This window comes from Ruegeria atlantica (genome assembly GCF_013032455.1).
In the GTDB taxonomy this organism is placed as follows: domain Bacteria; phylum Pseudomonadota; class Alphaproteobacteria; order Rhodobacterales; family Rhodobacteraceae; genus Ruegeria; species Ruegeria atlantica_B.
The window spans coordinates 154,638-178,874 of record NZ_WQCF01000007.1 but is presented as its reverse complement, the minus strand read 5'-3'; the positions used below and the strand labels follow the sequence as shown (position 1 = coordinate 178,874).

20 protein-coding genes are annotated in these 24,237 nt (G+C 58.0%); 11 read left to right on the top strand and 9 right to left on the bottom strand.

The genetic code is table 11. The features are described from left to right. Positions 1–14: 14 nt before the first annotated feature. The 3 genes from GOW93_RS13720 to GOW93_RS13710 all read right to left on the bottom strand — a co-directional run bounded on the left by GOW93_RS13720 (position 15) and on the right by GOW93_RS13710 (position 2,670). Positions 15–1,181, bottom strand: coding sequence for an alpha-hydroxy acid oxidase (locus GOW93_RS13720; protein ID WP_170385191.1), 1,167 nt, complete (start codon positions 1,179–1,181; stop codon positions 15–17). 131 nt (positions 1,182–1,312) lie between these two features. Beyond that, entirely contained in the window at positions 1,313–2,104 is a 792-nt protein-coding gene (gene trpA / locus GOW93_RS13715; protein WP_170385188.1) for a tryptophan synthase subunit alpha, read from the bottom strand. Positions 2,105–2,184: 80 nt separating this feature from the next. Next, complete coding sequence (locus GOW93_RS13710; protein ID WP_170385185.1) at positions 2,185–2,670, bottom strand: acyloxyacyl hydrolase; 486 nt, start codon at positions 2,668–2,670, stop codon at positions 2,185–2,187. Positions 2,671–2,869: 199 nt separating this feature from the next. Between GOW93_RS13710 and ychF the strand changes: the two genes are divergently transcribed. From ychF to GOW93_RS13675, 7 genes are all read left to right on the top strand, one after another. After that, positions 2,870–3,967: a redox-regulated ATPase YchF gene (gene ychF, locus GOW93_RS13705; RefSeq protein WP_170385182.1), complete on the top strand. Its 1,098-nt coding sequence runs from the start codon at positions 2,870–2,872 to the stop codon at positions 3,965–3,967. 518 nt (positions 3,968–4,485) lie between these two features. Beyond that, complete coding sequence (locus GOW93_RS13700; RefSeq protein WP_170385179.1) at positions 4,486–5,367, top strand: LysR family transcriptional regulator; 882 nt, start codon at positions 4,486–4,488, stop codon at positions 5,365–5,367. Between the two features lie 85 nt (positions 5,368–5,452). Beyond that, positions 5,453–7,156 (top strand): NAD(P)H-dependent oxidoreductase subunit E, encoded by a 1,704-nt coding sequence (locus tag GOW93_RS13695; protein ID WP_170385176.1) that lies wholly within the window; start codon positions 5,453–5,455, stop codon positions 7,154–7,156. Then, positions 7,156–7,653: a hypothetical protein gene (locus GOW93_RS13690; RefSeq protein ID WP_170385173.1), complete on the top strand. Its 498-nt coding sequence runs from the start codon at positions 7,156–7,158 to the stop codon at positions 7,651–7,653. Before GOW93_RS13695 ends, GOW93_RS13690 begins: the two co-directional genes overlap by 1 nt. 5 nt (positions 7,654–7,658) lie before the next feature. Continuing rightward, entirely contained in the window at positions 7,659–10,442 is a 2,784-nt protein-coding gene (fdhF, locus tag GOW93_RS13685) for a formate dehydrogenase subunit alpha (RefSeq protein ID WP_170385170.1), read from the top strand. Positions 10,443–10,557: 115 nt separating this feature from the next. Next, the gene (locus GOW93_RS13680; protein ID WP_170385167.1) at positions 10,558–11,346 is read left to right on the top strand and encodes a cyclase family protein; all 789 of its coding nucleotides are present in this window, start codon (positions 10,558–10,560) and stop codon (positions 11,344–11,346) included. Next, entirely contained in the window at positions 11,339–11,857 is a 519-nt protein-coding gene (locus GOW93_RS13675) for a thioesterase family protein (RefSeq protein ID WP_170385164.1), read from the top strand. Before GOW93_RS13680 ends, GOW93_RS13675 begins: the two co-directional genes overlap by 8 nt. Here GOW93_RS13675 and GOW93_RS13670 read toward each other — a convergent pair. From GOW93_RS13670 to GOW93_RS13655, 4 genes are all read right to left on the bottom strand, one after another. Then, the gene (locus tag GOW93_RS13670) at positions 11,851–15,933 is read right to left on the bottom strand and encodes a translocation/assembly module TamB domain-containing protein (RefSeq protein WP_254443585.1); all 4,083 of its coding nucleotides are present in this window, start codon (positions 15,931–15,933) and stop codon (positions 11,851–11,853) included. The genes GOW93_RS13675 and GOW93_RS13670 overlap by 7 nt on opposite strands. Beyond that, on the bottom strand, positions 15,930–17,735 hold the full coding sequence (locus GOW93_RS13665; protein ID WP_170385161.1) for an autotransporter assembly complex protein TamA: 1,806 nt from the start codon (positions 17,733–17,735) through the stop codon (positions 15,930–15,932). The genes GOW93_RS13670 and GOW93_RS13665 overlap by 4 nt, the downstream gene beginning before the upstream one ends. 162 nt (positions 17,736–17,897) lie before the next feature. Continuing rightward, entirely contained in the window at positions 17,898–18,884 is a 987-nt protein-coding gene (locus GOW93_RS13660) for a type I glyceraldehyde-3-phosphate dehydrogenase (RefSeq protein ID WP_170385158.1), read from the bottom strand. A gap of 54 nt (positions 18,885–18,938) precedes the next feature. Next, positions 18,939–19,262 carry a hypothetical protein gene (locus tag GOW93_RS13655; protein ID WP_170385155.1) on the bottom strand — a complete coding sequence of 108 codons (324 nt, stop codon included), beginning with the start codon at positions 19,260–19,262 and terminating at the stop codon, positions 18,939–18,941. 279 nt (positions 19,263–19,541) lie between these two features. On the opposite strand from GOW93_RS13655, the gene GOW93_RS13650 reads away from it, so the two are divergent. Further along, entirely contained in the window at positions 19,542–19,898 is a 357-nt protein-coding gene (locus tag GOW93_RS13650) for a hypothetical protein (RefSeq protein ID WP_170385152.1), read from the top strand. Between the two features lies 1 nt (position 19,899). On the opposite strand, the gene GOW93_RS13645 is transcribed toward GOW93_RS13650, so the two are convergent. Beyond that, on the bottom strand, positions 19,900–20,835 hold the full coding sequence (locus GOW93_RS13645; protein WP_170385149.1) for a 2-hydroxyacid dehydrogenase: 936 nt from the start codon (positions 20,833–20,835) through the stop codon (positions 19,900–19,902). Between the two features lie 140 nt (positions 20,836–20,975). Between GOW93_RS13645 and GOW93_RS13640 the strand changes: the two genes are divergently transcribed. The 3 genes from GOW93_RS13640 (at position 20,976) to GOW93_RS13630 (ending at position 23,410) form a co-directional block, all read left to right on the top strand. After that, a complete protein-coding gene (locus GOW93_RS13640; RefSeq protein ID WP_170385146.1) occupies positions 20,976–21,782 on the top strand; it encodes a thioesterase family protein in 807 nt (268 codons plus the stop codon). A gap of 120 nt (positions 21,783–21,902) precedes the next feature. Continuing rightward, positions 21,903–22,502 carry a DUF1007 family protein gene (locus tag GOW93_RS13635; protein WP_254443582.1) on the top strand — a complete coding sequence of 200 codons (600 nt, stop codon included), beginning with the start codon at positions 21,903–21,905 and terminating at the stop codon, positions 22,500–22,502. Then, the gene (locus GOW93_RS13630) at positions 22,487–23,410 is read left to right on the top strand and encodes a nickel/cobalt transporter (protein WP_170385140.1); all 924 of its coding nucleotides are present in this window, start codon (positions 22,487–22,489) and stop codon (positions 23,408–23,410) included. The genes GOW93_RS13635 and GOW93_RS13630 overlap by 16 nt, the downstream gene beginning before the upstream one ends. On the opposite strand, the gene truA is transcribed toward GOW93_RS13630, so the two are convergent. Further along, positions 23,407–24,174 carry a tRNA pseudouridine(38-40) synthase TruA gene (truA, locus tag GOW93_RS13625; RefSeq protein ID WP_170385137.1) on the bottom strand — a complete coding sequence of 256 codons (768 nt, stop codon included), beginning with the start codon at positions 24,172–24,174 and terminating at the stop codon, positions 23,407–23,409. The two genes, GOW93_RS13630 and truA, sit on opposite strands and share 4 nt — an antisense overlap. Positions 24,175–24,237: the final 63 nt, after the last annotated feature.

The window sequence follows — 24,237 nt, the reverse complement described above, 5'->3', positions numbered from 1 at the left end:
CCAATTCCGGCGGTTCAGCTTTGCCATCGCCCGCAGAAATCTTCGGGAACCAGCAGGTTATGCCGCCCCAGATCGCCAATGTTCCGTTCACCGCAAAGCGCGATGGTCGTGTCGAGCTCTTTCCGGATCACCTCTAGCGCAGTGGTCACACCTTTCTGACCCATCGCGCCCAGCCCATAGACAAACGCACGGCCGATATATGTGCCGTTGGCTCCTAAGGCGAGGGCCTTCAGAACATCTTGACCCGAGCGGATACCACTGTCCAAGTGGACTTCTATGTCGTCGCCGACGGCATCCATGATCTGAGGTAGCATTCGAATGGAACTGAGGGCCCCATCCAGTTGCCGCCCGCCATGGTTGGATACGATAATGGCATCAGCGCCCAGTTTTGCAGCCATTTTGGCGTCTTCGGCGTCCAGAATGCCTTTGAGGATGACCTTGCCGCCCCATTGTTCCATCAGTTTTTCGACATTGACCCAGTCAAGGCTGGGGTCGAATTGCTCAGCCGTCCATGCGCCAAGGGACGAAGCGTCTGAGATACCTTCGACATGCCCCACGATATTTCCGAACTCGCGCCGTTTGGCACCCAGCATCTCGATCCCCCAGGACCACTTGGTCATCAGATTCGCGATGGTTTTGGCCGTCAGCTTCGGCGGAGCTGACAGGCCATTTTTAAGGTCTTTGTGTCGCTGGCCTAAGATCTGGAGGTCCAGTGTGATTACCAGTGCCGAACATTTGGCATCCTTGGCGCGTTGGATCAGGCGGCTGACATAATCTTGATCCTTCATCGTATAGAGCTGAAACCAGAAAGGTTTCGTCGTGTGCTCGGCCACATCTTCGATTGAATTGATCGACATGGTGGACAGGGTAAAGGGCACACCAAACTCTTCAGCGGCTTTGGCGGCCTTCATCTCGCCATCCGCATGTTGCATGCCTGTCAGTCCGACCGGAGCCAGGGCGACGGGCATTGCGACATCTTCACCGATCATTTGCGAGGCTGTCGATCGCCCGGCCATGTCCACGGCAACCCTTTGGCGCAGACGGATATCCGAGAAATCCGAGCTGTTTTCGCGAAAGGTCTGCTCGGTCCAGCTGCCGCTTTCGGCGTAGTCATAAAACATCCGGGGCACGCGGCGTTCGTAGATGCGTCGCAGGTCTTCGATAGTGGTGATCACGGGCATGCGCCAACGCCTTTTCTTAAGTGGTTAAGAATTTGTACAGGCGCATTTTCAAGGGAGCAATCGGGGGCAGGCATGAAAAAGCCACAGCAGGCAGGTGGCTTGCTGTGGCTTCTTAAGGAAGGGCTGAAAGATCAGGCTGAATGCGCGCCGTCGGCCAGTGATTTCACGAAATCCAGAACCTCGGCCACGGGTTTGCCTTGGGCGATCTGGCTGACGATGGCCGAACCGACTACGGCACCGTCCGCAACACTTGCAATCGCTTGAGATTTTTCGGGCGTGCTAATTCCAAAGCCGACGATGACGGGCAGGTCGGTTGCGGCTTTGATCCGTGCCACTTCAGGGCCGACATTCGTGGCCTGTGCTTCGGCCGAGCCGGTGATGCCCGTGATCGAGACGTAATATACAAAGCCCGAAGTGTTTTGCAGGACACGGGGCAGGCGTTTGTCATCAGTGGTCGGTGTGGCCAGTCGGATAAAGTTCAGACCTGCGGCTTGGGCTGGCAGGCAAAGCTCTTCATCTTCTTCCGGCGGCAGATCAACTACGATCAGGCCGTCGATGCCGGCCTCTTTGGCGTCGGTCAAGAAGGTATCAACGCCACGGCTGTAGATCGGGTTGTAGTAGCCCATCAACACAATGGGGGTGGTATCATCGGTTTCGCGGAAGGCGCGGGCCAGGTCCAACGTCCTTTGCAGGGTCATCCCCCCATCAAGAGCGCGCTGACCAGCGGCCTGAATGGTCGGACCATCTGCCATCGGGTCGGTGAAGGGCAAACCCAGTTCGATAACATCGACTCCGGCACCGGGCAGGCCCTTTACGACCTCAAGCGAGGTGTCGAAATCTGGGTCGCCTGCCATGATATAAGCGACAAAGGCCTTTTTCCCTTCGGCTTTAAGGGCGGCGAACTTGGCGTCGATACGGGTCATCTGCGGTCCTTGCATTCAGGTTTCGACCTGATGTGCAGAAACTTTGCCCGAAAATCAATCCCGGTCCTGCTGCAAAGGCATCAGAACGCGAAGTGATACCTTAGAAGTGCTGAATTGACACCCGGATTGTCATCCTGCGTACTGGCGTTGGATTTGTGAGTGAGTGCCACTGAGATCCTGTTGCCATTGTCCAGCGTGTAACCGACGCCCAGCAAACTGCGAATCTGGAATTCGCCGCCCAGATCGTTCAAGTCATCACTTTCCGAGAAATACCCTGGCATGACACTGCCTTCGACGAACCAGCGGTCGGCAAACGTGTAATATCCGACGAGGCCGATACCGACGTGGACATTGCCTGCCGTGTCGACTGACAAGGCACTGCCCCAAGTGGCGGAAAAGCGAGTGGCCTCGTGAAACGGGCGGTGATGGTATTCAAGCGCAAAAACGGCTTCGTCTTTGGCAGAACTGTCGGAAAAATCTGAATATCCAGCGCCAAGGATTACGGACTGGGCCTGCGCGGCCTGTGCGGCACAAAGCAGCGCCAAGGCTGCAGTAACGTATTTCATTTCAAGTCTTCACTATTTATTTGATCGCTACATTCTACGTGGTGAGTTTAGGGGGCTGTTTTCAATTCAGGCAAGTTCACACGTTGTGAACTTTTCCGTGATGTTGCAATTCGGACTTTCCATGCCGTTTTGTCGTCCGACTTGCGCATTCTCCCGGACCTGCCTAGAAGACGCCGTCGTATCGCTTCAGGAGGCCAGCATGGGCTTTAAAATGGGAATCGTGGGTCTGCCGAATGTGGGCAAGTCGACCCTCTTTAATGCGTTGACCAAAACCGCGGCCGCGCAGGCGGCGAATTTCCCGTTTTGCACCATTGAACCCAATGTGGGTGATGTTGCTGTACCTGATGATCGGTTGGACAAGCTGGCGGCGATTGCAAGCTCGAAACAGATCATTCCAACGCGGATGACCTTTGTGGATATCGCAGGTCTGGTAAAGGGTGCCTCAAAAGGCGAGGGGCTGGGCAACCAGTTTCTGGCCAACATTCGTGAGACCGATGCCATTGCCCATGTGCTGCGCTGTTTCGAAGACGGCGACGTGACTCATGTGGACGGTCGCGTCGATCCGGTCGCCGATGCCGACACGATCGAGACCGAGCTGATGCTGGCCGATCTGGAAAGCATCGAAAAGCGCCGCGCCAATCTGGTGCGCAAGCTGAAAGGCAACGACAAAGAGGCGCAACAGCAAGACCGTCTGCTAGCCGAGGCGCAGGCTATGCTGGAAAGCGGCAAACCCGCGCGTCTGGTCGAGGTCACTGCCGAAGACGCCAAGGCCTGGAAGATGCTGCAGCTGCTGACCACCAAGCCGGTGCTCTATGTCTGCAACGTATCGGAAGAAGAAGCCGCCGAGGGCAACGAGTACTCTGCGAAGGTTGCGGAAATGGCAGCGGCGCAAGGCAACGCGCATGTCATCATCAGCGCCAAGATCGAAGAAGAGATCAGCCTGCTGGAAGATGAAGAGGCGCAGATGTTCCTGGAGGAGATGGGTCTGGAAGAGCCTGGCCTCGATCGCCTGATCCGTGCTGGTTATGACCTGCTGAAACTGGAAACCTACTTCACCGTCGGCCCGAAAGAGGCCCGCGCCTGGACCATCCGCACCGGCACCGCCGCGCCGCAGGCCGCTGGCGTCATCCACGGTGATTTCGAAAAAGGCTTCATCCGCGCCGAAACCATCGCCTATGACGACTACATCGCCGCTGATGGTGAGCAGGGTGCCAAAGAAGCGGGCAAAATGCGGGCCGAAGGTAAGGGATATATCGTCAAGGACGGCGATGTGATGCATTTTTTGTTTAATACTTGATCACACCCAATTCCATTGCTGCTCAAATTCTGAAACGATTTCCGAGTGCTGGGAAGTGATCGGATTCCAGGTGTGAATTGTCAAGGCATGGGATTAATGATACCTATTGAGCATGGATATCATTGTTTATTCTGTGCTTTTCGTACTTTTTTGTTTGGCCGTTATGGCCATTATTATCGATTTTAGAAGAAAAGCTCGACGCCCTCCGAAACGCACAGGAAATCAAACGCATAAGCCGCATTCTCCTTCAGCGCAAACAACAGATGCGAAGCGTCTACAGAATGGCGGCACCATCGGTCCGGGAGGATTGGGAGGGGGGGCAGACTTCGGGCCTTCTTAACATATTCGAGCCCGAATTAGTTGTGCCAATGGTTTTACAATATTGTTCATGTATTGATTTCTGGGTTTTTAAACCCGGTTCTGATTGCATGTATTGGCTATCCCAGAAAACTGCTTGCTTTCCCTAACTAAGAAAGCGGTTAATCTGAGTTTCTGACCAGAATTTGGAATTCTGAAGTATGATCGAAATCCGCGACCTGCAATTGCTCAGCGCCTTGGCGCGACATCGCCACTTTGCCAAAGCGGCCGAGGAATGCGGGATTTCGCAGCCTGCTTTCTCGATGCGAATTCGTAACCTCGAAGACCGGCTTGGTGTTTCCATCGTCCGCCGCGCCAACCGGTTTCAAGGCCTGACGGAAGAGGGTGAGATGATCGTCCAGCGGGCGCGGCGTATCCTCGATGACACCAAGGCGCTAGAGCAGCAGGTTCTGGCCGCTAAGGGCGAGATTACCGGGACGTTGATTCTGGGCGTGATCCCGACCGCGATTGCCTTCACCGGTCGCCTGATCAAGCGATTGCGCGATGCACATCCCCGCATCATCACGCGGATCGAAACCATGTCGGCGACGGCCATTCAGCACCGGCTGGATGAGGGTAGTCTGGATGCGGGCATCACCTATGGCGACAGTATCGGCACCGATCTGCGTCAGGTGCAGCCTCTGTATGAGGAAACCTATGTTCTGCTGGTGCCGTCGCATATGACGGATGAGACCGGTCCGATTCCGTGGGCGCGGGTGGCCGAATTTCCGCTCAGCCTTTTGGAGCCGCAGATGCAGAACCGTCGTATCCTTGACCGGATTTTCGCCGAACAAGGCCTGCACCCGGATGTTGTGGCCGAAACCAGCGGCTTTACCGCCTCGATGGTCATGGCGCGCGAGGGGTTGGCGGCTACCGTGGTGCCTCGAGTTCTGGTCCGTGCGCTGGGCGATCTGAAGGGAACAAAGGTGCTGCCCCTGGTCGATCCCGTTGTCAGTAAACCGATTTGTCTGGCGACCCTGAGCCGCGACCCGGAACTACCGACGGTTGAGGCTTTGCGCGCTGTGGTGACGTCTTTGCGGTGATAAGCTGTCGTTATCGTACGATTGCGACAAGAGATTTGACGATATGCTAGTCTGATGAGACACGGAGCCTTAATCGGAGGGCATCATGGCACCATTAGACACCAAGCCATCAGGCGCACCCAAAGGCGTCTGGAAGTCAGGTAAAGGCAAAGGGCGGCACACGCCCAAAGGCCGTCAGTTCACGGATGAGGCACAGGCTGAAATCGCACGCCTGTTGGGCGACCGTCCGCGCCGCCGCGATCTGCTGATCGAATTCCTGCATTTGATTCAGGACACACACGGCCATATCAGCGCCGACCACATTGCCGCGTTGGCGGTTGAGATGCGCATCGGTCAGGCCGAGATCTATGAGACCGCTACCTTCTATGCTCATTTCGATGTGGTGAAAGAGGGCGAGACGCCTCCTCCGGCGTTGACCATCCGGGTTTGTGATTCCCTGTCCTGTGAAATGGCCGGTGCTCAGCAATTGCAAAAGGCGCTGGAAGATGGGCTGGACCCCACCGAGGTGCGCGTTGTCCGCGCGCCCTGCATGGGCCGCTGCGACACCGCTCCGGTGCTTGAGATCGGCCACAACCATATCGACCACGCGACCCCCGAAAAGGTGCAGGCGGCGATTGCGGCGGGTGGTACGCACGCGCATCTGCCCGACTACGAAGCCTTTGCGGTCTATGAAGCAAATGGCGGTTACGCCAAGCTGAAAGAGCTGCGCGACGGCGGCGATTGGGAAAAGGTGCAGGAAGACGTCCTGTCCTCGGGCCTGCGTGGTCTGGGCGGCGCTGGCTTCCCGTCGGGCAAGAAGTGGGGCTTTGTTCGTATGAACGAAGGCCCGCGCTATCTGGCTGTGAACGGGGACGAGGGCGAACCGGGCACGTTCAAGGACCGTTACTATCTGGAGCGCACGCCGCATGTCTTCCTCGAAGGGATGCTGATCGCTGCATGGGCGGTCGAGGCGGAAACCTGCTTCATCTATATGCGCGACGAATACCCGGCGGTTCTGGAAATCCTCCGCCGTGAGATCGCCGCGCTGGAAAACGCCGGGATTGTTGAGCCGGGTTACATCGACCTACGCCGCGGTGCTGGTGCCTATATCTGCGGTGAAGAATCCGCGATGATCGAGTCGATTGAAGGCAAGAAGGGCTTGCCGCGTCACCGTCCTCCGTTCGTGGCGCAGGTTGGGGTCTTTAACCGCCCGACCTTGGTGCACAATGTCGAGACGCTCTATTGGGTCACCAAAGTCTGCCGCGAGGGGCCCGAGTGCCTCAACAGCACCGAAAAGAATGGTCGCAAGGGTTTGCGTAGCTATTCGGTCTCGGGCCGGGTGGCCAAGCCAGGCGTTTATCTGCTGCCCGCGGGCTCGACCATTCTGGATGTGATCGAAGCTGCCGGAGGGATGGCCGAAGGCCAGACCTTCAAAGCATACCAGCCGGGCGGCCCATCCTCGGGCCTGCTGCCAGCTTCGATGGATAATATCCCGCTGGATTTCGACACGTTGCAACCGCATGGCACCTTTATCGGTTCGGCCGCCGTGGTGGTTCTGTCCGATCAGGACACCGCCCGCGATGCTGCGCTGAATATGCTGCGCTTCTTTGAAGACGAAAGCTGCGGCCAATGTACGCCCTGCCGGGCGGGCTGTGAAAAGGCGGTCAAGCTGATGCAAGCCGACAAATGGGACACCGATCTGCTGGAGGATCTGTGTCAGGTCATGGGCGACGCATCGATTTGTGGTCTGGGGCAGGCCGCTCCGAATCCCATCCGCCTTGTCATGAAACATTTTCCGGAGGAGATCTGATGCGTCTTCCTCTATCTGTACTAGCCCTTATAGCGGCACAGTCTGTTAGTGCTGAACCAGCTAAATGCATTAGTGTGCTGCATTCTGAAGATGGAAAAATCTCGCCTTTCCATCATTTCGAGTGGTTGATGATGCCAGCCGTGGCGAAGCGCGTTTGCGGAGGAGAGTTCGAAGCAGATTATGCGGCGATCAGGCGCTACTATGGCGATATTCATGGCTGCTCTCCCACCAGTGGCATTGGTAGTGATATTGAAGCGTTTCTTACACACGAGCCTGTAGACGACCTGCTATTTGAATTTGGTGTTTCTGATCGAGAAGCTGTACCCGAAGAAGCCTGGAATAACTTCTGCGATGCCTCAGCGAAGGTGCAACTAAGTAAAATTCTAGTGAGCAATCATGAAGAGATTTCCGACAACGAAGCCCTAATCACTGAAGTCGAAACTCAAATTAGTGATTTTGTTCTAGCAATCGAAATGATGCAGGCGGGTGAAAGGTAATAGCCATGCTTGATGAAAGCCCAAACAAGACCGTCACCTTCAACCTGAACGGCGAAGACGTCACCGTGCCCGAAGGCTGGACCATCTGGGAAGCCGCCAAAGGGCAGGGGTTCACCATCCCGCACCTGTGCCATAAGCCGCAGCCGGGTTATCGCCCCGACGGCAACTGCCGCGCCTGTATGGTTGAGGTGGAAGGCGAGCGTACTCTGGTCGCTTCGTGCATCCGCCCCGCAGCGGACGGTATGGTGGTAAAGACCGACAGCGACCGTGCCGAGAAGTCACGCGCCATGGTCATGGAGCTTCTGGTTGCTGACCAGCCCGAGCAGCCGCATGATGCCTCGAGCCATTTCTGGGACATGGCCAAGCTGAACGATGTCAGCGACAGCCGTTTCCCCGCGAAAGAGGCCGAGAAGATCCCACTGCTAGATGACAGCCACGTTGCGATGCGCGTCAATCTGGACGCTTGCATCAACTGCAACCTCTGCGTCCGCGCCTGCCGTGAAGTGCAGGTGAATGATGTGATCGGCATGGCTGGTCGTGGTCACACGGCGCAGGTGGTGTTCGATCAAAATGACCCGATGGGCGATTCAACCTGTGTGGCCTGTGGCGAATGCGTTCAGGCCTGCCCGACCGGTGCCCTGATGCCGGCCACTGTGCTGGATGACCAGCAGCAGGGTGACAGCAAGGACTACGATTCCGAAACCGAAAGTGTCTGCCCGTTCTGCGGTGTGGGCTGCAAGGTCTCGCTGAAGGTGAAAGACGGTAAGGTCAAATATGTCGAGGGCATCAACGGCCCCGCAAACGAAGGGCGTCTGTGTGTCAAAGGCCGCTTTGGCTTTGACTACATTCACCACCCGCACCGTCTGACCAAGCCGCTGATCCGTCGGGAAGATGCGCCTGCCAAGGGTCTGAACGTCGATCCGGGCAACCTGTCGACCCATTTCCGCGAAGCGAGTTGGGAAGAGGCGATGGATCTGGCCGCCACCAAGCTGAAAACCCTGCGCGAAGAAGACCCGCGCAGCGTTGCAGGCTTTGGTTCGGCCAAGTGCACCAACGAAGAAGCCTACCTGTTCCAGAAGTTCATCCGTCAGGGCTTCAAGCACAACAACGTCGATCACTGCACCCGTCTGTGCCACGCGTCGTCGGTGGCCGCTCTGATCGAGAACGTGGGCTCGGGCGCTGTGACCGCGACGTTCAACGAGATTGAAAACGCGGATGTGGCGATCATCATCGGCTCGAACCCGATCGAGAACCACCCCGTCGCGGCGACCTACTTCAAGCAGTTCGCCAAGCGCGGCGGCAAGTTGATCGTGATGGATCCGCGTGGCGTCGGCATGCGCAAGTTCGCCGACGAAATGCTGCAGTTCCGTCCGGGCGCGGATGTCTCGATGCTCAACGCGATCATGAACGTGATCGTCGAGGAAGAGCTGTACGACAGCCAATACATCCACCGCTGGACCGAAAACTGGGAGGCCGAGAAAGAGCATCTGCGCCAGTTCACACCCGAGGCGATGTCGCCGATCTGTGGTATTGAGCCGGATCAGCTGCGTCGCGTCGCGCGCACGTTTGCGCAGGCTAAAGCCGGTCTGATCTTCTGGGGGATGGGCGTCAGCCAGCACATCCACGGAACCGACAACTCGCGCTGCCTGATTTCGCTGGCTCTGATGACCGGCAACGTTGGTAAACCCGGCGCGGGTTTGCACCCTCTGCGGGGTCAGAACAACGTGCAGGGGGCCTCGGACGCCGGTCTGATCCCGATGTTTCTGCCGGACTACCAGACCGTAACGGATGATGGCATTCGCGCCAAGTTCAACAACGTTTGGAACTCGGACGACTTCTCGAACGAGAAGGGTCTGACCGTGACTGAGATCATCGATCAGGCCTATGCGGGCAACATCAAAGGTATGTACATCATGGGTGAAAACCCGGCTATGTCCGACCCTGATGTGAACCACGCGCGCGACGCACTGGCCAAGCTGGATCTGATGATCGTGCAGGACATCTTCCTGACCGAGACGGCGAACTATGCCGACATCATCCTGCCGGCCTCGGCGCTCTATGAAAAGAACGGCACCGTGTCGAACACCAACCGTCAGGTCCAGCGTGTGCGCCCCGCGGTGACCCCTCCGGGTGAGGCGCGCGAGGATTGGAAAATCACGGTCGAACTGGCGCAGCGGATCGGTCTGAACTGGGATTACACCGATGTGTCTCAGGTCTTTGCCGAGATGAAGTTGACGATGAACTCGCTCAACAACATCACATGGGAGCGTCTGGAGACCGAGACTATCACCTATCCGTCGCTGTCCGAGACAGACCCGGGGCAGGCGATCGTGTTCGGTGACGGCTTCCCGCGTGCGGACGGTCGGGCCCGATTCACTCCGGCCAGCGTCATCCCGCCGGATGAGGCCCCGGATGACGAATACCCGATGATCGCCACCACCGGCCGTCAGTTGGAGCATTGGCACACCGGGTCGATGACCCGCCGGTCCAACGTTCTGGACGCTGTTGAGCCGGAAGCGAACTGCTCGCTGAACCCGCGTACGCTTAAGCTGATGGGGATCGAACCGGGTGAGATGATCCGTCTGACCACCCGTCGCGGCTCGATCGAGATCATGGCGCGGGCTGACCGGGCGATTGCCGAAGACATGGTGTTCATCCCGTTTGCATATGTCGAGGCGGCGGCGAACATTCTGACCAACTCGGCCATCGACCCCTACGGCAAGATTCCCGAGTTCAAGTTCTCGGCGATCCGGGTCGAAAAGATCGAAGACGCCGTCGCGGCGGAATAGCCAAACCAGCAAAGAGCATTGGGTAAGGCGACCTGTAAAAGGTCGCCTTTTTCGCGTCTTGACAGCGGCTTATGCACGGCCAACCCTATCACCGTTGTTCATGATGGAGTTACCGATGCCCCGACGATTTGTGGATTTGTCTGTTCCTTTGGAAATGGGCATCGTGTCGGACCCACCGATCATGCTGCCCGAGATTGAGTACATGACCCACGATCAGACTGCCGAACAGGTCATGTCGTTCTTTCCGGGCTTGCAAAAAGAGGACCTGCCCGGCGGTGAGGGTTGGGCAATAGAACGGCTGCAGATCGCCACACATAACGGCACCCATCTGGATGCGCCCTACCATCATCATTCGACGATGAATAACGGCGAGCGGGCGATCACCATCGACGAGGTGCCGTTGGAATGGTGCATGAACCCCGGGGTCAAATTGGATTTCCGCCACTTCGACGATGGCTATGTGGTCTCTGCTGCAGATGTTGAGGCCGAGCTAAAGCGCATCGGCCACAATCTGCAACCGCTTGACATTGTGGTCGTGAACACCTCGGCAGGGACGCAATACGGGCAGCCTGATTATCTGATGAAGGGCTGCGGCATAGGGCGCGAGGCGACCTTGTACCTGACTAATCGCGGTGTGCGGGTAACCGGCACAGACGCCTGGAGCTGGGATGCACCCTTTCCCCTGACCGCTCAGGAATATGCCGAAACGAAGGATGCGTCGATCATCTGGGAAGGCCATCGCGCCTCGATGGAGATCGGCTATTGCCATATCGAAAAGTTGACCAATCTCGAAGATCTGCCGCCAACCGGCTTCGAAATCTCGTGTTTTCCGTACAAGATAAAAGGCGCCTCAGCAGGCTTTGTGCGGGCTGTCGCGATCTTTGAGGAAGACAGTAATGAATAAACCCCTGAGCGGGCATGACGGCCCTTATGACGCACCGGTTGAAATCCGAGGCTTCTCGGTCTTGCCGGAATGGGTCGACTATAACGGCCACATGAATGTCGGCTTTTACGGCGTCGCCTTCGACATGGCGCTGGAAAAGCTGATGGTAGATCACCTCGGGCTGGGTGAGGTGCAGGTCAAGGCGCTGGAGCAGGGGCCGTATGTCCTGCAATCCCACATGAATTTTCTGCGTGAGGTCCAACCGGACGAGCCGTTCTATTTCCGTTTTCGGATGCTGGATTCAGACCTGAAACGTGGTCATTACTTTGCACAGATGCTGTCTGAAAAAGACAATGCTGTTTGCGCCACGCAAGAAGCGCTGTTCATGAATGTCAGTCACGAAACAGGGCGGTCCGTGGCCTATTCTGACTGGGCAGCAGCGCGGCTTGCCCGTATGGTCGATGACCACAAGACGCTAGAGCCCGCTCCGCAGGTCGGGCAACCTATTGGCATCCGCCGTAGCGGTCAGTAATCGCGTTCGAAGAATACTCCAACTCCGGTTTCTCCGCGCCCGTCGACGGTGCCACGGACGGTGAAGCTGTCAGTCACGTCCAGATTCAGGTTCACTTCGGTATCACCCTCGGTGTTTACGGTGAAATCGGTGTAAAGGTTGTCGCTGAGATAGGCACCAGCGCCCAACGCACCACCTCCACCTTCAGCGGATCCGACGTCGATCGTATCCAGGCCGGTTGCCTCGCGTATGCCTTTTGTGGCGTCGCCACCGGCGCCGCTGAGTTGTGCCAAAGACGCTGCCATTTGGGCGATCATGAAGGGTGAAATTTCCGAAAAACGGTTACCGAACAATAGTATGGCTAGTGCTTCTTCGGCGGGGCGCTCGGGGTCGGAATAGACGTCTACCGCGGGTGCATCCAACGGACCGGCGATTTCGATCGTGGCTGTGCCATCGGATGTGCTGGCTGACGAAGCAAACTCAATATATGGCTTTAGGTCACCCTGCAGCGTAACAAGGCCTTTGGTCAGGGCCAGTCTGCGACCTAGAATGTCGATATGACCTCGGATCAGCTCGATCTGGCCGGAAGGAACGACCGAAGCTGTTGTGCCGCCAATAGACAAACGTCCACCCAGCTCGGCATTTACACCGCGCCCTCGTACAAAGACCGCTTTGGGTGCCAGCAGACTGACATCCAACGCGATGCGGGAATCGCTTTTGGCGGCGTCCTCTTCAACGACCAGCCGCGCGCGTTCGCGGGTTTGGAACCCAGCCGCAGTTTCGTTAACATGCTCAATTTCGGGGATGGGTGCCGCGCCCACAGCACCGGCGGCGGCAGCCAGATTGATATTGGTCTCTTCGAACGTGATCTGCCCAGCTACGGCGCTGTTTCCGGCCAAAGCGCCTGTCAGTGCAATTTCGCCGTTCAGCGTGGTCTCGTATAGCAGTTTGTCAGTGAGCACGAGTTGATTAAGCCGCGTGACGATATTTGCGTTGAGAGGAGGTGTCAGATCCAAGGGGCCGGAAACGGTAAATGTCCCTCCTGCACGCATGCCGCCATTCAGCGAAATTGTGGCTCGGCTCTGAGCAAGTTCTACCGACCCGCTGATGCCAGTGACGGTCTGCCCGATCCCTGGGATGGCAAGAGATGTACCCGAAGTGGTAATGCTGCCACTCAGCGACCCGAGTTCCGGTTTCCCTTTGAGCCGCAGATTGTGTCGGGCCGTTCCCTCGATCTTGTTGGGTGAGATAAAGATGTTGGCAATGCCAAGGTTGATCCCGCCCTGTGCCTGCAGGTCGGCTTCACTTGTGGTTTCATCAAATGTTCCCGCGATCGTACTGCTGATCTCAGCCGGGCCATTGGCTGAACCGTCGATGGTCCAGACCCCCTTGCTGCGTTTTGCGTTGCCAGTGACAGCGACGGTGCCAGGGAACTCAGGTGCGAAACGCTCGATCTTGTTCAGTTTTGCATCGAAATCCAAATCTGCCGTGCCGTCGGTTGTGACCTCGCCGGTCAGAGCCGCGTAAGAACTGTCTGGTCCGCTAAGCTTGAGCGTCCCGTCCAGCCCCGAGCCGGTCGGTGCCACGTTGCCATCCAGCGTGAGAGGCCCGGACATTGAGGCCATGACGCGAGACAGGTCGTCAAGCTGAGCGGTGAAGTTCAGCCCTCCGGCTTCACGATCCAGTTTGCCCGACGCGGTGGCAGACAAGGCTGTGCCCCGCAATCGGAAGGTTCGAACATCTACAAGGTCTTCCCCCTTCGCCGCATCGACCCGCAAGGTCGTCCGGCCTTGGATCAATTTGTCGACCATTTCGATGCCGGTCTGAATGTCATCGGCGCTCAGGTTGCCCTGAATGTCAAATATCCGGCTGGCAAGGTTTCCATTGCCCTGAACGGTTGCGTTGACCGAACCGCTTAGGTCGCGTTTGGCGAGGCCCGAGAACAGCGACAGATCAGGGGCGTTCACGCGGGCGTTGCCGTCAATGGCCAGATCGCCGGTTGGATCGTCCACCGTTGCGGCGACCTGCGCGTTTACGGCAGTGCTGTCCACCGTTGCCTGACGAATCTCGATCCGGCTTGCGGTGCGCGCACCGTCCCATTGGACCAAGGTCTTGCCGGTTAGCAGGGGATCAATGTCGGGCATCCCGGTCTTGATATCTTGGCCGGTGATGCTTGCGGTGCCGTCAAATTCCAACGTCTGCACCGTTCCTTTGCCGCGCACCTCAGCTTGAACAGCGCCACCAAGTTCGCGCTTTGCCAATCCGGAAAAAACTGCCAGATTGGGTGCTGTCAAATTTGCCTGCCCGTCGATCGTCAGGTTGCCATCGGGTGTGGTGACTTCGCCGCTGGCCTGTGCCTGCGCGACATCGCTGTTCAGGTCGAATTCACGAATAGTGATACCTTCACTGCCGCGGCTGCCATCAAAGGTGATCGTGGTTTCGCCCTTGATAACGGGGTCGATGTCGTCGCGACCGGTGACGAGATCGCGGCCTTCGATAACCAGCTTTCCGTCAAAACTGCCTTCCAGCGGAGAGCCTTTGCCTTCAACCCGTGCCAAAGCTGACCCACCCAGATCCAGCTTGGCGACCTCTGAGAAACGGGCTAGGTCTGATGCCTCAAGTATGGTTGACCCTTCGACCGTCAGTCCACTGGTCAGCCCATCAATCAAGGCGTCCAGAGCCAGCGAATAATCGGATCCTCGTAGCTCGAACCCGGATAGGTTTAGGGATTGATCATTACCGTAGTCGAACTGTCCATCCAGAGTGATACGGTCGCCCAGAGCCGAGTTCAGCCCTTCATCATTCAAGTCCAGGCCGTCGACAATAACCTGCAGGTCGCCCTGCACGGTGACACTGTCGCCTTGATCCAGAATACCCTGCGCAGTGATCCGAGCCGTGTCCAGATTCGCTTGCGGAGATTTAAAGGCATCGGCAGTCAGACTCAGAAGCCATAGGTTGCCGTGATCTTGATTGAACAGAGCAGAAATCTGTGCGGCTTCGATCGATTTGTCTCCGCCTGCTACAGGAAGTACAACCGTCTGTCCGTCTGGCGGCGTAATACGACCTTGCAGGGCCGCCAATTGCAGGCTGCCGCCCTCGGCCAATTGAAGCTCACCTTTCAGGTTCAGGGCTTGCGTGGTCAGCTCAAGTTTGGGGATGTCCAGCGCCCCTGCGGGCTTGGTCTGGCCATCGACGAACAGGCGCGTATTCGGGCCAAAGAACGGGTCCAGATCTTCGGCCATAAAGGGGGTCAGGTCGCCACCCAGATCAGCAGTGAAAGCGATGCCGTCTGTCGCGCCGGTTTCGGCGGCGCGTAGCTGAACCTGTCCGGCGACCCGCTGCTGGTTATCGCTGCTCAGTGCGATATCAGCGGTGAAATCGGTCAGCGGCCCCGCACCCTTGGCTGTGAACCCGATCGGAGGGCTGTCAGGGATGTTCAGCGCCGTTGAAATCAGGCCGCCCGCAGCTTCGGTGACCTGTAGATCCAGATTGATCTCGCGCGAGTTATTCTGGAAACCGGCGGTCAGCGTGATCTCGTCACCTGTGCGATCCAACCGGGTAACATCCAGATTGGTGTCCAACGTACCATCGGCCAGCGACAGGTTACCTGTCACCGAAAGATCAGCCGCAACACCGATCAGAGGCTCGCCTAGCGAAAGCTCATCTATCTGGATTTCGCCAATCTCGATCGAGACGGGCAGCTCGGGCAGTTGAAAGGGTTGTGTTTCAGCTGACGGCGGTGGGATATCCGTGGTGGTTGTACCCGGCGCGCGAGCGATGTCGATCTCTTGCGCGGTCAGGGCATTGACGGAAAACCGCCCGCGGATAAGGGCCAGCCGGTTCCAATCCAGAACGGCATCCTTGATGGTCAGCCAGACGCCTTCATCATCTGCTACCGTGATCTCTTCAATAGTGGCGCGTGCACTCAGCGCCCCTTGCAGGCCAGTGACGGTGACGTTCTGATCATCACCCGACAGCGTGTCCTGTAGGAACCGCTCCAGCATACTGCCGCCGCCATCATCCTCTTGCGCGAAGGCGGGCGGTGCGGTCAGGATAAGCACCGTGGTTACAATCGGATATGAATATTGCCGTATCAAAACGCCTGTCCGATCCCGATGTAGAATTGCAAACCGTCGCCCGTGTCGCCCTGAACCGGCAAAGCAAGGTCAAGTCGCAAGGGACCAAAGCCCCCAAGATCATACCGCACCCCAAGGCCCGCGCCGGAATGATACTCCGCGCCACTGCCAATGAAAGACGACGTATCCACCGTACCGAAGTCATAAAACCCGACAAGAGATATCGTGTCTGTAATCTTTCCGCGAACCTCACCCGACAGCCCGACAAAGGATTTTCCCCCTGCAATTCCGCCGTTGACCGGGATACCGAGGCTTTCGAAGGGTTGCCCGCGCACAGTGCCCGCGCCGCCCGAGAAGAATAAGAAATCGGGCGTCACGTCACTTGCCGAAGGCCCGATCACAGACCCCAACTGCGCGCGGCCCGCCAGAACGATCCGTCCGCCCGTGTTCAGGCTGGTATAGCCGCGACTGTCAAAAAACAGCCGTATGCCGTTATCTGTCCCCGAAAACCCAACGAAAGGCATGGCTTGCGCGTCCAGATAAAACCCGCGGGTCGCGCTGACCTTGCTGTCCCGTTGATCCCATTCTGATCGAGTAGGGATGATAAAATATCGGAACTTGCGCCCCGTGCCATAGGCATCATCCGCATCGGACCACTGAAAACCGGCCGAAGCTTCGGCATAAAGCCGTTCGGAAAATGTGCGCCGCGCACCATATGCCAGCGAAGCGACTGACACGTTGTAGTTCTCGGTATTGCGCCGTTCCAGCAACGCACTCCAGAAGGTGTTGTCATCCGGCCCCAACCTGTCAGGCTGATCCAGTCGCAGACCAATGCGACCGTCCAAATCTTCGGTGCCACCGATATTACGCAGCGCGGCTTCGAACCTGAGCCGTTCGGCGCGACGGAAAACGTTGCGATGTGTCCAGGTTGCGGTCAGATCCAATCCGGCATTCGAGGCAATCTCGCCCCCGAGCGTAAGACGTCGCTTGGGCATGTCTTCGAAGGTGGCATCGAAATCGAGCGTGCCGTCAGGGTTAGGCGTTTCACGTTCTTCGATAGAGACGACACTGAATGTACCGGTGCGGCGCAGCCGGGTTCCAACCTTTTGGATTTCGGCTGGGGAATACACCTCTCCTGATGGGAAGCCTGCGATCTTTTCGATTGAGCGATGGCGCACATCGGTGTCGCCTTTGATGACCATCTTGCCAAAGGTCAGGCGCCTTCCCGGTTCCAGGTCGATCTGCGCGTCCAACCGGTTCTGGGCGTGCCGTGCGATGACCCGTTGATCTTCGACCGCAGCCTTGGCGTGGCCAGCGTCGCGCCAGCCCTGAACCCCGGCCGACGCTGCCTGTTGGATGGCACCCGTTGTGGCCAGCTTGCCCGGAGCGAACTCCTCAGGCAAGGCTGTGTCCGGCGCAAGAGGGGCGACGACTGCTGTGCCAAACTTGAAGGTCGGCCCGGTGTTAACCGTGATAACCGCGCGGTTGATCGCGTTGGGAACGGTGAGCGAACTCATGTCAGCCGCTTCTTGTCCGTCTAGCTTGATACTGACGACGGGACTGAAATATCCCTCATCGTACAGAATCTGAACAATCGTGCGGTAATCCGAAAGGGCGGCGGACAGAATCTCCAGCGGTGTGTCCAAACCCCTGTCTTCGGCCGTTGCAACTGACGAGGTTTCCTCGATACGCTCGACCAGGTCTTTTGGGGCACCTGGGGCGTTCAACGTTGTTTCCAGCGCCGCCACAGAGGTTGGACCGGCAGCAATCGTGCCGAGAAGGCAAAACTTCAATAAAAAGGCCCGCGGCCTGCTTCCCCGCATCGAATGGCTCCAACTGCCCCAAGTCGAAATCAATTTCGCCGTCTTATAAAAATGACGGCTGATTTATTGACGTTAGAGCATCCGTTCCCTCGCAGGGAAAGAGATTTTCGAATGCGATGCCAAAAATAAGGCTAGTGTGCCCGCGTAGCTCCTCTCTCTCGATCAGGGCTGCGTCATCAAACGGGCAACATCCAGCATCCGAGCAGAAAAGCCCCATTCATTGTCATACCAGCCGAATATGCGGACCTGATTGCTGCCTGTGACCCGAAGCTCGGGGCCAGCGATCACAAGGGATTCGGGCCGGGTGCGCAGATCCGATGACACCAGCGGGTGATCGGTCCAGCCCAAAACGGGGGATTGGGTGACAGCTTCGCGAAAATCAGCCTCGAACCCGGTTGCCGATATTCCGCGATCAAGGGTCGCGACCAAGTCAATCGCGGATACGCTGGCGGTGGGGACACGTACAGCCGCCCCCGAGATGCGGCCTGCGAGATGGGGCATGACCTCGTCAATCAGGTGCGTGGCGCTGGATGTCGTCGGGACCATGGACAGCGCCCCGGCGCGGGACCGGGCCAGATCGCCGCGCGGCGCGTCAACCATGGGCTGGCTGTTCGTGTAGCAATGGATGGTTGTCATGTGGGCCGAAGTGATGCCCGCAATACGGTCCAGCACCTTGACCAGAGGGGCCAGGCCATTGGTGGTGCACGAGGCGTTTGACACGATCCGTGCGTTGCCCAGCTGATCCTCATTGGCACCCAGTACGATGGTGACTTCGGTCGCGGGCGAGGGGCCAGAAATCAGCACTTTGCCCGCCCCGGCCGTGAGCCCCTGACTGGCCACGTCCGAGGTACGCGCAACGCCGGTGCAGTCCATCAGAACGTCAACGCCAGTCAGATCGACACGGGAAAGATCCGGGCTATGTGTCATCGGAATGGAATGGCCGTCAACGATCAGAGCCCTGTCGCCGGTCTCGACTTCGCCAGTGTAGGGGCCAAAAGTGCTGTCGTATTTGAATAGATAGGCGCAGGTTTCCAACGGTGCGATATCATTGATCAACACCAGCTCAATATCCTTGCCCCACGGCAACGCCAGCAGTTGCCGCAGAATTGTGCGGCCGATGCGGCCGAATCCGTTAATCGCGAGTTTCATGCGCAAGCTATGGCAGCGGGTCGCGGTGACCTCAATGCCTGTTTCGCCGCTGGGTCAGTTGCAACTGACCTGCGAGAAGAACTGGCCTGACATGTTCTGATACATGCTGGCCCTGATCGGCTTGCACCCGGTGGCCGCCTGAATGGCTGCTATGGCCTGAGTGGTGCGCAGGCGCGGCGGCGGGCCAAACGGGTTCAGATTGTTGTTGTCGCGGGTTGCGCGATATACCACCGGAGAGTCCGAGACCTGTGTAACAGCCCAGGTGCGGCTCATGACAAAGACCGATTTGGTTTCCTCTTTGGCGGCAACCGGGGTTGCCTCAAGGGCTATCAGGCCCACTACCGCTGCAAGTGCCAGCATTGATCCACGAAGTAACATTGAACAATCTCCAGTGCTAAAAACCGGTGTTATTTCACCAGATTCAAGCGCTTCTGTGAAGCCCCGCGCCGGAAAACGCGAATCATCGTCAGCGTTTAGCCAATGACAGGGGCATACGGCGGTTCACGCCCTTGCAAAGCAAATAACGAAATCGTCCCGGCCCGCCAGTCCTAGAGCCCGAGTTGCGATGCAAATTGATTGTTGCCGAACAGGGCTTGGCCCGCCTTCGATGCCGGTATAATCTTGAAGTCAAATCTATTTCAGCAAGGCGAGGCGGTCATGAAAGCCTGGATTTCTTCTACATTGGTGGCGATTGTTGTTTTGGGGTCGGCTACGGCAGTTCAGGCCAAATCGCTTTCGCGAATCATCGCGGAAATGGGGCTGTCACCGGCGGATTTCAATGTGCTGAGCGCGGCCTCGGACGCGATGCTGGCGGGGTCCGTTCCCCGCGTTGGAGAAGAAAGCGTCTGGGTGAACGATGAAACCGGATCAAAGGGCACAATCCGTGTTCGCGATGTGCGCGACAATTGCGTGCACCTGCAGCACTTTATTCAGCCCAAGGGAGCGGAACAGAGCCGAGAGGTCAGAACTCGCCGCTGCCGTGATTCAGGCGGCAACTGGATCTTGACGCCCTGACCTAGTAGCCGCGCGTTCGGTCGACCTCGTGCAGCAGGGGCTCTGCTGCGGTCAACCTTCGAAAGTTTTCACCAACATCTGCCAGCGCTTCGCCCAGATGCCATCCAGACACATGTGGCGTGATCGTCACGCCCGGATGTGTCCAGAGCGGGCTTTCGGATGGCAGCGGCTCGGTCGAGGTCACGTCCAAAACTGCGTGGCCGGGCGTACCGTTGTTGAGTGCGGCAATCAGGGCGGTCTCGTCGATCAGATCGCCTCGACCGGCGTTCAGCAACTGGCTGCCGGGTTTCATGGCCGCCAGTATCCGCGCATCAAACATCCCGACGGTTTGCGGGGTTGATGGCAGGATTGCACAAACATGGTCGCATTGGCCCAGCAATTCGGGCAGCGCGGCGTCGCCGTGCAGACAGGTAACACCCTCAATCTGCTTGGGTGAGCGGCTCCAACCCATGACCTGAAAGCCCACTGCGCGCAACATTTTAGCACTTCTTGTACCGATATGGCCCAGCCCCAACACTCCAACCACAGTGTCAGGCGAATAGATCGGCGCCTTTGGAGCCCATTCCGCGCGGCTCTGGGCCGCCTCGTGAAATGCCATGTGGCGTTGATGGCGCAGGACATATGCGACGAACCACTCGGCGATACCCTGCGCGGGCGCATCCGGCTTCAACCGCGCGATGCGCACGTGATCGGGCAGGTTGGGATTGCTGACGATGGTCTCGACCCCGGCGCCCAGCTTTTGCACCAGTTTCAGATTGGGCAGGCGTCTCAGGTTCTCGTCTTTCAATCCGACAACCGCAAGCATCGTGATATCGTCGGGGTTGCCCAATGTATCCGGCGTCCGAATATCCGCGCCGGGATGAAGTCGCTGAATGTCGCGGGCGATATCGCTGTCGCTTATCCAGTCGGACATCCCGGTTTCGATCAACAAGGCCATATCGCGCCCCTTGTGCTTTAATTCGTGTGCAAGACGTCCCGTCACTGAACTGGACATTTTCCCCGCAGCTAAGTCATTCTTTGGCACAAGGTAAAGCCCGGACGTCGGGCCACGTGCCAAAAACGCATACGAGGCAGACCATGAACGGGACACAAGACCTGAGCCAGCAGGCCTATTTTCATCTGCGCGACGATGGCGCCTTTATTGGTAACGATCCCGCACGCGGACCATGGTCGGCTGATCACTGCCATGCGGGGCCGGTTAGTGGCTTGATCGTACGCGCAGCCGAAACCGAGGTCGGGCCCGAAAAGATGCTGACCCGGCTGACGGTCGATTTGCTGCGGCCCCAACCTCTGGCGGGTTTGCGCGTGGCAGCCGAGACGACGAGGCACACCAAAACGCTGGCGACCACGCGGGTCACGGTGCACGATCTTGACGATACGCTCTGCGCCACGGCCACGACTATGCATCTGGCACGCCGTGATCTCGGCCCGGTTCCGAATGTGACGATGGCTCCACCCAGTCTTAAAGACGCGGTGACCGGGCCGTTCCCAATTGGCGAGGTGCGCCACGATTTGCCTGGGTTCGCAAATCATTCCGAAGTGCTGTACCCCAAAGGGGGCAATCAGGGCGCCGGTCCAAAGACGGTTTGGATGCGTACGCCAAAGCTGCTGGATGGTGAAAATCAATCCCCGATACAGGCGCTTTGCCCGCTGGCTGATTGCGGCAATGGCATCTCGTGGAACGCGCCGACGACCGAGATGGGGTTCATGAACACCGACCTGACCGTTCAAATCCACCGAGAGCCTGTTTCGGATTGGCTGGCTTCGGAGTCGGTATGCCATTGGCAACCTTCGGGGATCGGGATGTCTCAGTCCGTGCTGTATGACACCGAAGGCCCGGTTGGCACGGCCCTACAAACGCTGATCCTGTTTCCGCCAACCTAATCTCTGGCGCTTTTCAGCACGACACCTTCAAAACGCATTGCCGCGTGCGGGGAGAGGCCCTATCTTTCGCGTATGCGTTGGATATTTACCCTTGTGACTTGCTGTTTGCCGATCCCGGCGATGACGCACCCGCATGTCTTCATCGACACGGGGTTGGAATTCATCGTCGATGAGACCGGGCAGTTGACCCATGTTCGTGTCACCTGGGCCTATGATGAGTTTTACTCGCTGTTAGTGCTTGAAGACATGAAATTGGATCAGGATGCGGATGGCAATCTGACCGAAAGCGAAAAGCAGTTCCTGTCCGGCTTCGACGCGCAATGGGTCGAGGGGTATGACGGCGATCTGGTCGTGTTTTCGGATAATACACCAGTAGCCTTGTCTGGTCCGTTAGAGCCCGCAGTCACCACCGAGGACGGGCGTATCGTGTCATCTCATTTGCGCGCCGTCGAAGGTGATCCGGTTTCTGCTACTGCTTTAACCGCTAAAGCCTATGACGAAACCTTTTATACGGCTTATGAGGTGACCCGCCCGGTGACGGTAACGGGCCCGGCGTCTTGCCAGATTACCCGAATTGACCCGGATATCGATGGGCAACTGGCGCAAATGCAGGCATTTCTGCTGACATTGGACGCCGATTACGACCTAGAGGAAAATGATATCCCGCTGGTCGGAGAAAGCTTTGCGACCGAGATTTTCGTTTCATGTCCAAATACCTGATTGTTCCGGTCACTGTCGCCTTCGCTCTGCTGCTGTGGTTCTGGGGTAGTGGCGGATTTGACAGTTTGGCAGCTTGGGCTGCGGGTGAGCAGCGTGATTTCCAGAACCAGATCGCGCGTGCCTTGCGTGCGGCGCGGGCCGAACAGCCGCAGGCCGTTGCCACCCTGCTGACGGTCTGTTTTGCCTACGGTTTTTTCCACGCCGTTGGCCCGGGTCACGGCAAAGTGCTGATCGGTGGTTACGGTTTGGGTCGAAAGGTTGCGTTCTGGCGGCTATCCGCGATCAGTGTGCTATCCAGCCTGGGGCAGGCGGTCACGGCCGTTGTTCTGGTCTATGCCGGGGTTCTGGTGTTTCAGATGTCGCGGGAAACCCTGGTCGGCACGACCGAACAGGTCATGGCTCCTATCAGTTACGGCGCCATTGCTGCGATCGGTTTGTGGCTGGTGATCCGGGCGTTGCGCAGCTTTGCTAAACGGCACCGCAGCAAAGCCGGGCATCACCACCACGACAATGATCATCACCATCATCATGATCACGAGGTCTGCGCCGATTGTGGCCACCGCCATGGTCCCACAGCCGAGGAAGTGGCGCAGGTTGGCAGCCTGCGCGAGGCAATGCTTTTGATTGCTGGCATCGCCGTCCGACCCTGCACAGGGGCGCTGTTCGTTCTGATCCTCACATGGCAGATGGGCATCGCGATGGTAGGCATTGCCGGAGCTTTTGCCATGGCGCTGGGCACAGCAACGGTCACAACTCTGGTCGGATGGACCTCGTTCGGGCTGCGCGGCGGATTGCTGGCGTCGGCGTCAGCCACGCGGTTTGCATCGGTGCTGGCCCCGACCATCGAGTTGGTGGCGGGCCTGATGATCGCGGTAATCGCAAGTGGCTTGTTGATGCGTGCGATCTAGTCGAAGACCGGCTCAGGATACCCAACCCGCGCCAGATACAGCCCCTGTGGTGGGCAAACCGGCCCACAGGCGGCGCGATCGGTGGCTTCCAGCGCATCGCGCACGTCTTCGGGTGTCCATGCACCGGCCCCCACGCGTTCTAGTGTTCCAACGAAACTGCGCACCTGATTGTGCAGGAAAGAACGGGCACGAACGTGGAAATGCACCTCTGGGCCGGAAAAGCCCTGAACCTGTTCAACGCGCAGCTCATCCAGAGTTTTGAGCGGGCTCGCCGCCTGACATATCGAAGACCGGAAGGTGGTGAAATCATGCCGCCCTATCAGCATATTTGCTCCAGCCTGCATGGCGTCGATGTCCAGCTGATGATTGATCTGCCAGACCTGACCGGCGTCATGTGTTGCTGGCGCCCGGCGCATCAGGATGCGGAACAGATACTGCCGTTCTAACGCGGAAAACCGGGCGTGCCAGTCGTCGTCCACCTGCGCTGCTTTTACGATGGCCACTGGCTGCGGTTTGAGGTGATAATTCAGCGCTTCGGACAGGCGGAACGGGTCCCAGTCCTTGACCAGATCGCAATGCGCCACCTGACCCAACGCATGTACGCCTGCATCGGTCCGTCCCGCAGCGGCGATGGTATGGTCGCCCGGTTGAATGCGCGACAGGGCCTGTTCGATCGCACCCTGCACGGACGGCAATTCCTTCTGCCGCTGCCACCCGGCAAATGGTTCCCCCTGGTATTCGACTTTCAACGCGTATCTAGGCATGGGCTGCTGGTAACGCGCCACGCGAAAGGGGGCAAGAGCGGGAAAGCTCTGGCAAGTGCGGTT

What these genes read in the sequence shown, in the direction of transcription:
- trpA (WP_170385188.1), bottom strand. Translation starts at nt 2,104, where the DNA reads ATGACCCGTATCGACGCCAAGTTCGCCGCCCTTAAAGCCGAAGGGAAA.
- GOW93_RS13720 (WP_170385191.1), bottom strand. Translation starts at nt 1,181, where the DNA reads ATGCCCGTGATCACCACTATCGAAGACCTGCGACGCATCTACGAACGC.
- GOW93_RS13665 (WP_170385161.1), bottom strand. Translation starts at nt 17,735, where the DNA reads ATGCGGGGAAGCAGGCCGCGGGCCTTTTTATTGAAGTTTTGCCTTCTC.
- GOW93_RS13680 (WP_170385167.1), top strand. Translation starts at nt 10,558, where the DNA reads ATGCCCCGACGATTTGTGGATTTGTCTGTTCCTTTGGAAATGGGCATC.
- truA (WP_170385137.1), bottom strand. Translation starts at nt 24,174, where the DNA reads ATGCCTAGATACGCGTTGAAAGTCGAATACCAGGGGGAACCATTTGCC.
- GOW93_RS13675 (WP_170385164.1), top strand. Translation starts at nt 11,339, where the DNA reads ATGAATAAACCCCTGAGCGGGCATGACGGCCCTTATGACGCACCGGTT.
- GOW93_RS13645 (WP_170385149.1), bottom strand. Translation starts at nt 20,835, where the DNA reads ATGGCCTTGTTGATCGAAACCGGGATGTCCGACTGGATAAGCGACAGC.
- ychF (WP_170385182.1), top strand. Translation starts at nt 2,870, where the DNA reads ATGGGCTTTAAAATGGGAATCGTGGGTCTGCCGAATGTGGGCAAGTCG.
- GOW93_RS13695 (WP_170385176.1), top strand. Translation starts at nt 5,453, where the DNA reads ATGGCACCATTAGACACCAAGCCATCAGGCGCACCCAAAGGCGTCTGG.
- GOW93_RS13655 (WP_170385155.1), bottom strand. Translation starts at nt 19,262, where the DNA reads ATGTTACTTCGTGGATCAATGCTGGCACTTGCAGCGGTAGTGGGCCTG.
- GOW93_RS13710 (WP_170385185.1), bottom strand. Translation starts at nt 2,670, where the DNA reads ATGAAATACGTTACTGCAGCCTTGGCGCTGCTTTGTGCCGCACAGGCC.
- fdhF (WP_170385170.1), top strand. Translation starts at nt 7,659, where the DNA reads ATGCTTGATGAAAGCCCAAACAAGACCGTCACCTTCAACCTGAACGGC.
- GOW93_RS13630 (WP_170385140.1), top strand. Translation starts at nt 22,487, where the DNA reads ATGTCCAAATACCTGATTGTTCCGGTCACTGTCGCCTTCGCTCTGCTG.
- GOW93_RS13690 (WP_170385173.1), top strand. Translation starts at nt 7,156, where the DNA reads ATGCGTCTTCCTCTATCTGTACTAGCCCTTATAGCGGCACAGTCTGTT.
- GOW93_RS13640 (WP_170385146.1), top strand. Translation starts at nt 20,976, where the DNA reads ATGAACGGGACACAAGACCTGAGCCAGCAGGCCTATTTTCATCTGCGC.
- GOW93_RS13650 (WP_170385152.1), top strand. Translation starts at nt 19,542, where the DNA reads ATGAAAGCCTGGATTTCTTCTACATTGGTGGCGATTGTTGTTTTGGGG.
- GOW93_RS13660 (WP_170385158.1), bottom strand. Translation starts at nt 18,884, where the DNA reads ATGAAACTCGCGATTAACGGATTCGGCCGCATCGGCCGCACAATTCTG.
- GOW93_RS13700 (WP_170385179.1), top strand. Translation starts at nt 4,486, where the DNA reads ATGATCGAAATCCGCGACCTGCAATTGCTCAGCGCCTTGGCGCGACAT.
- GOW93_RS13635 (WP_254443582.1), top strand. Translation starts at nt 21,903, where the DNA reads ATGACGCACCCGCATGTCTTCATCGACACGGGGTTGGAATTCATCGTC.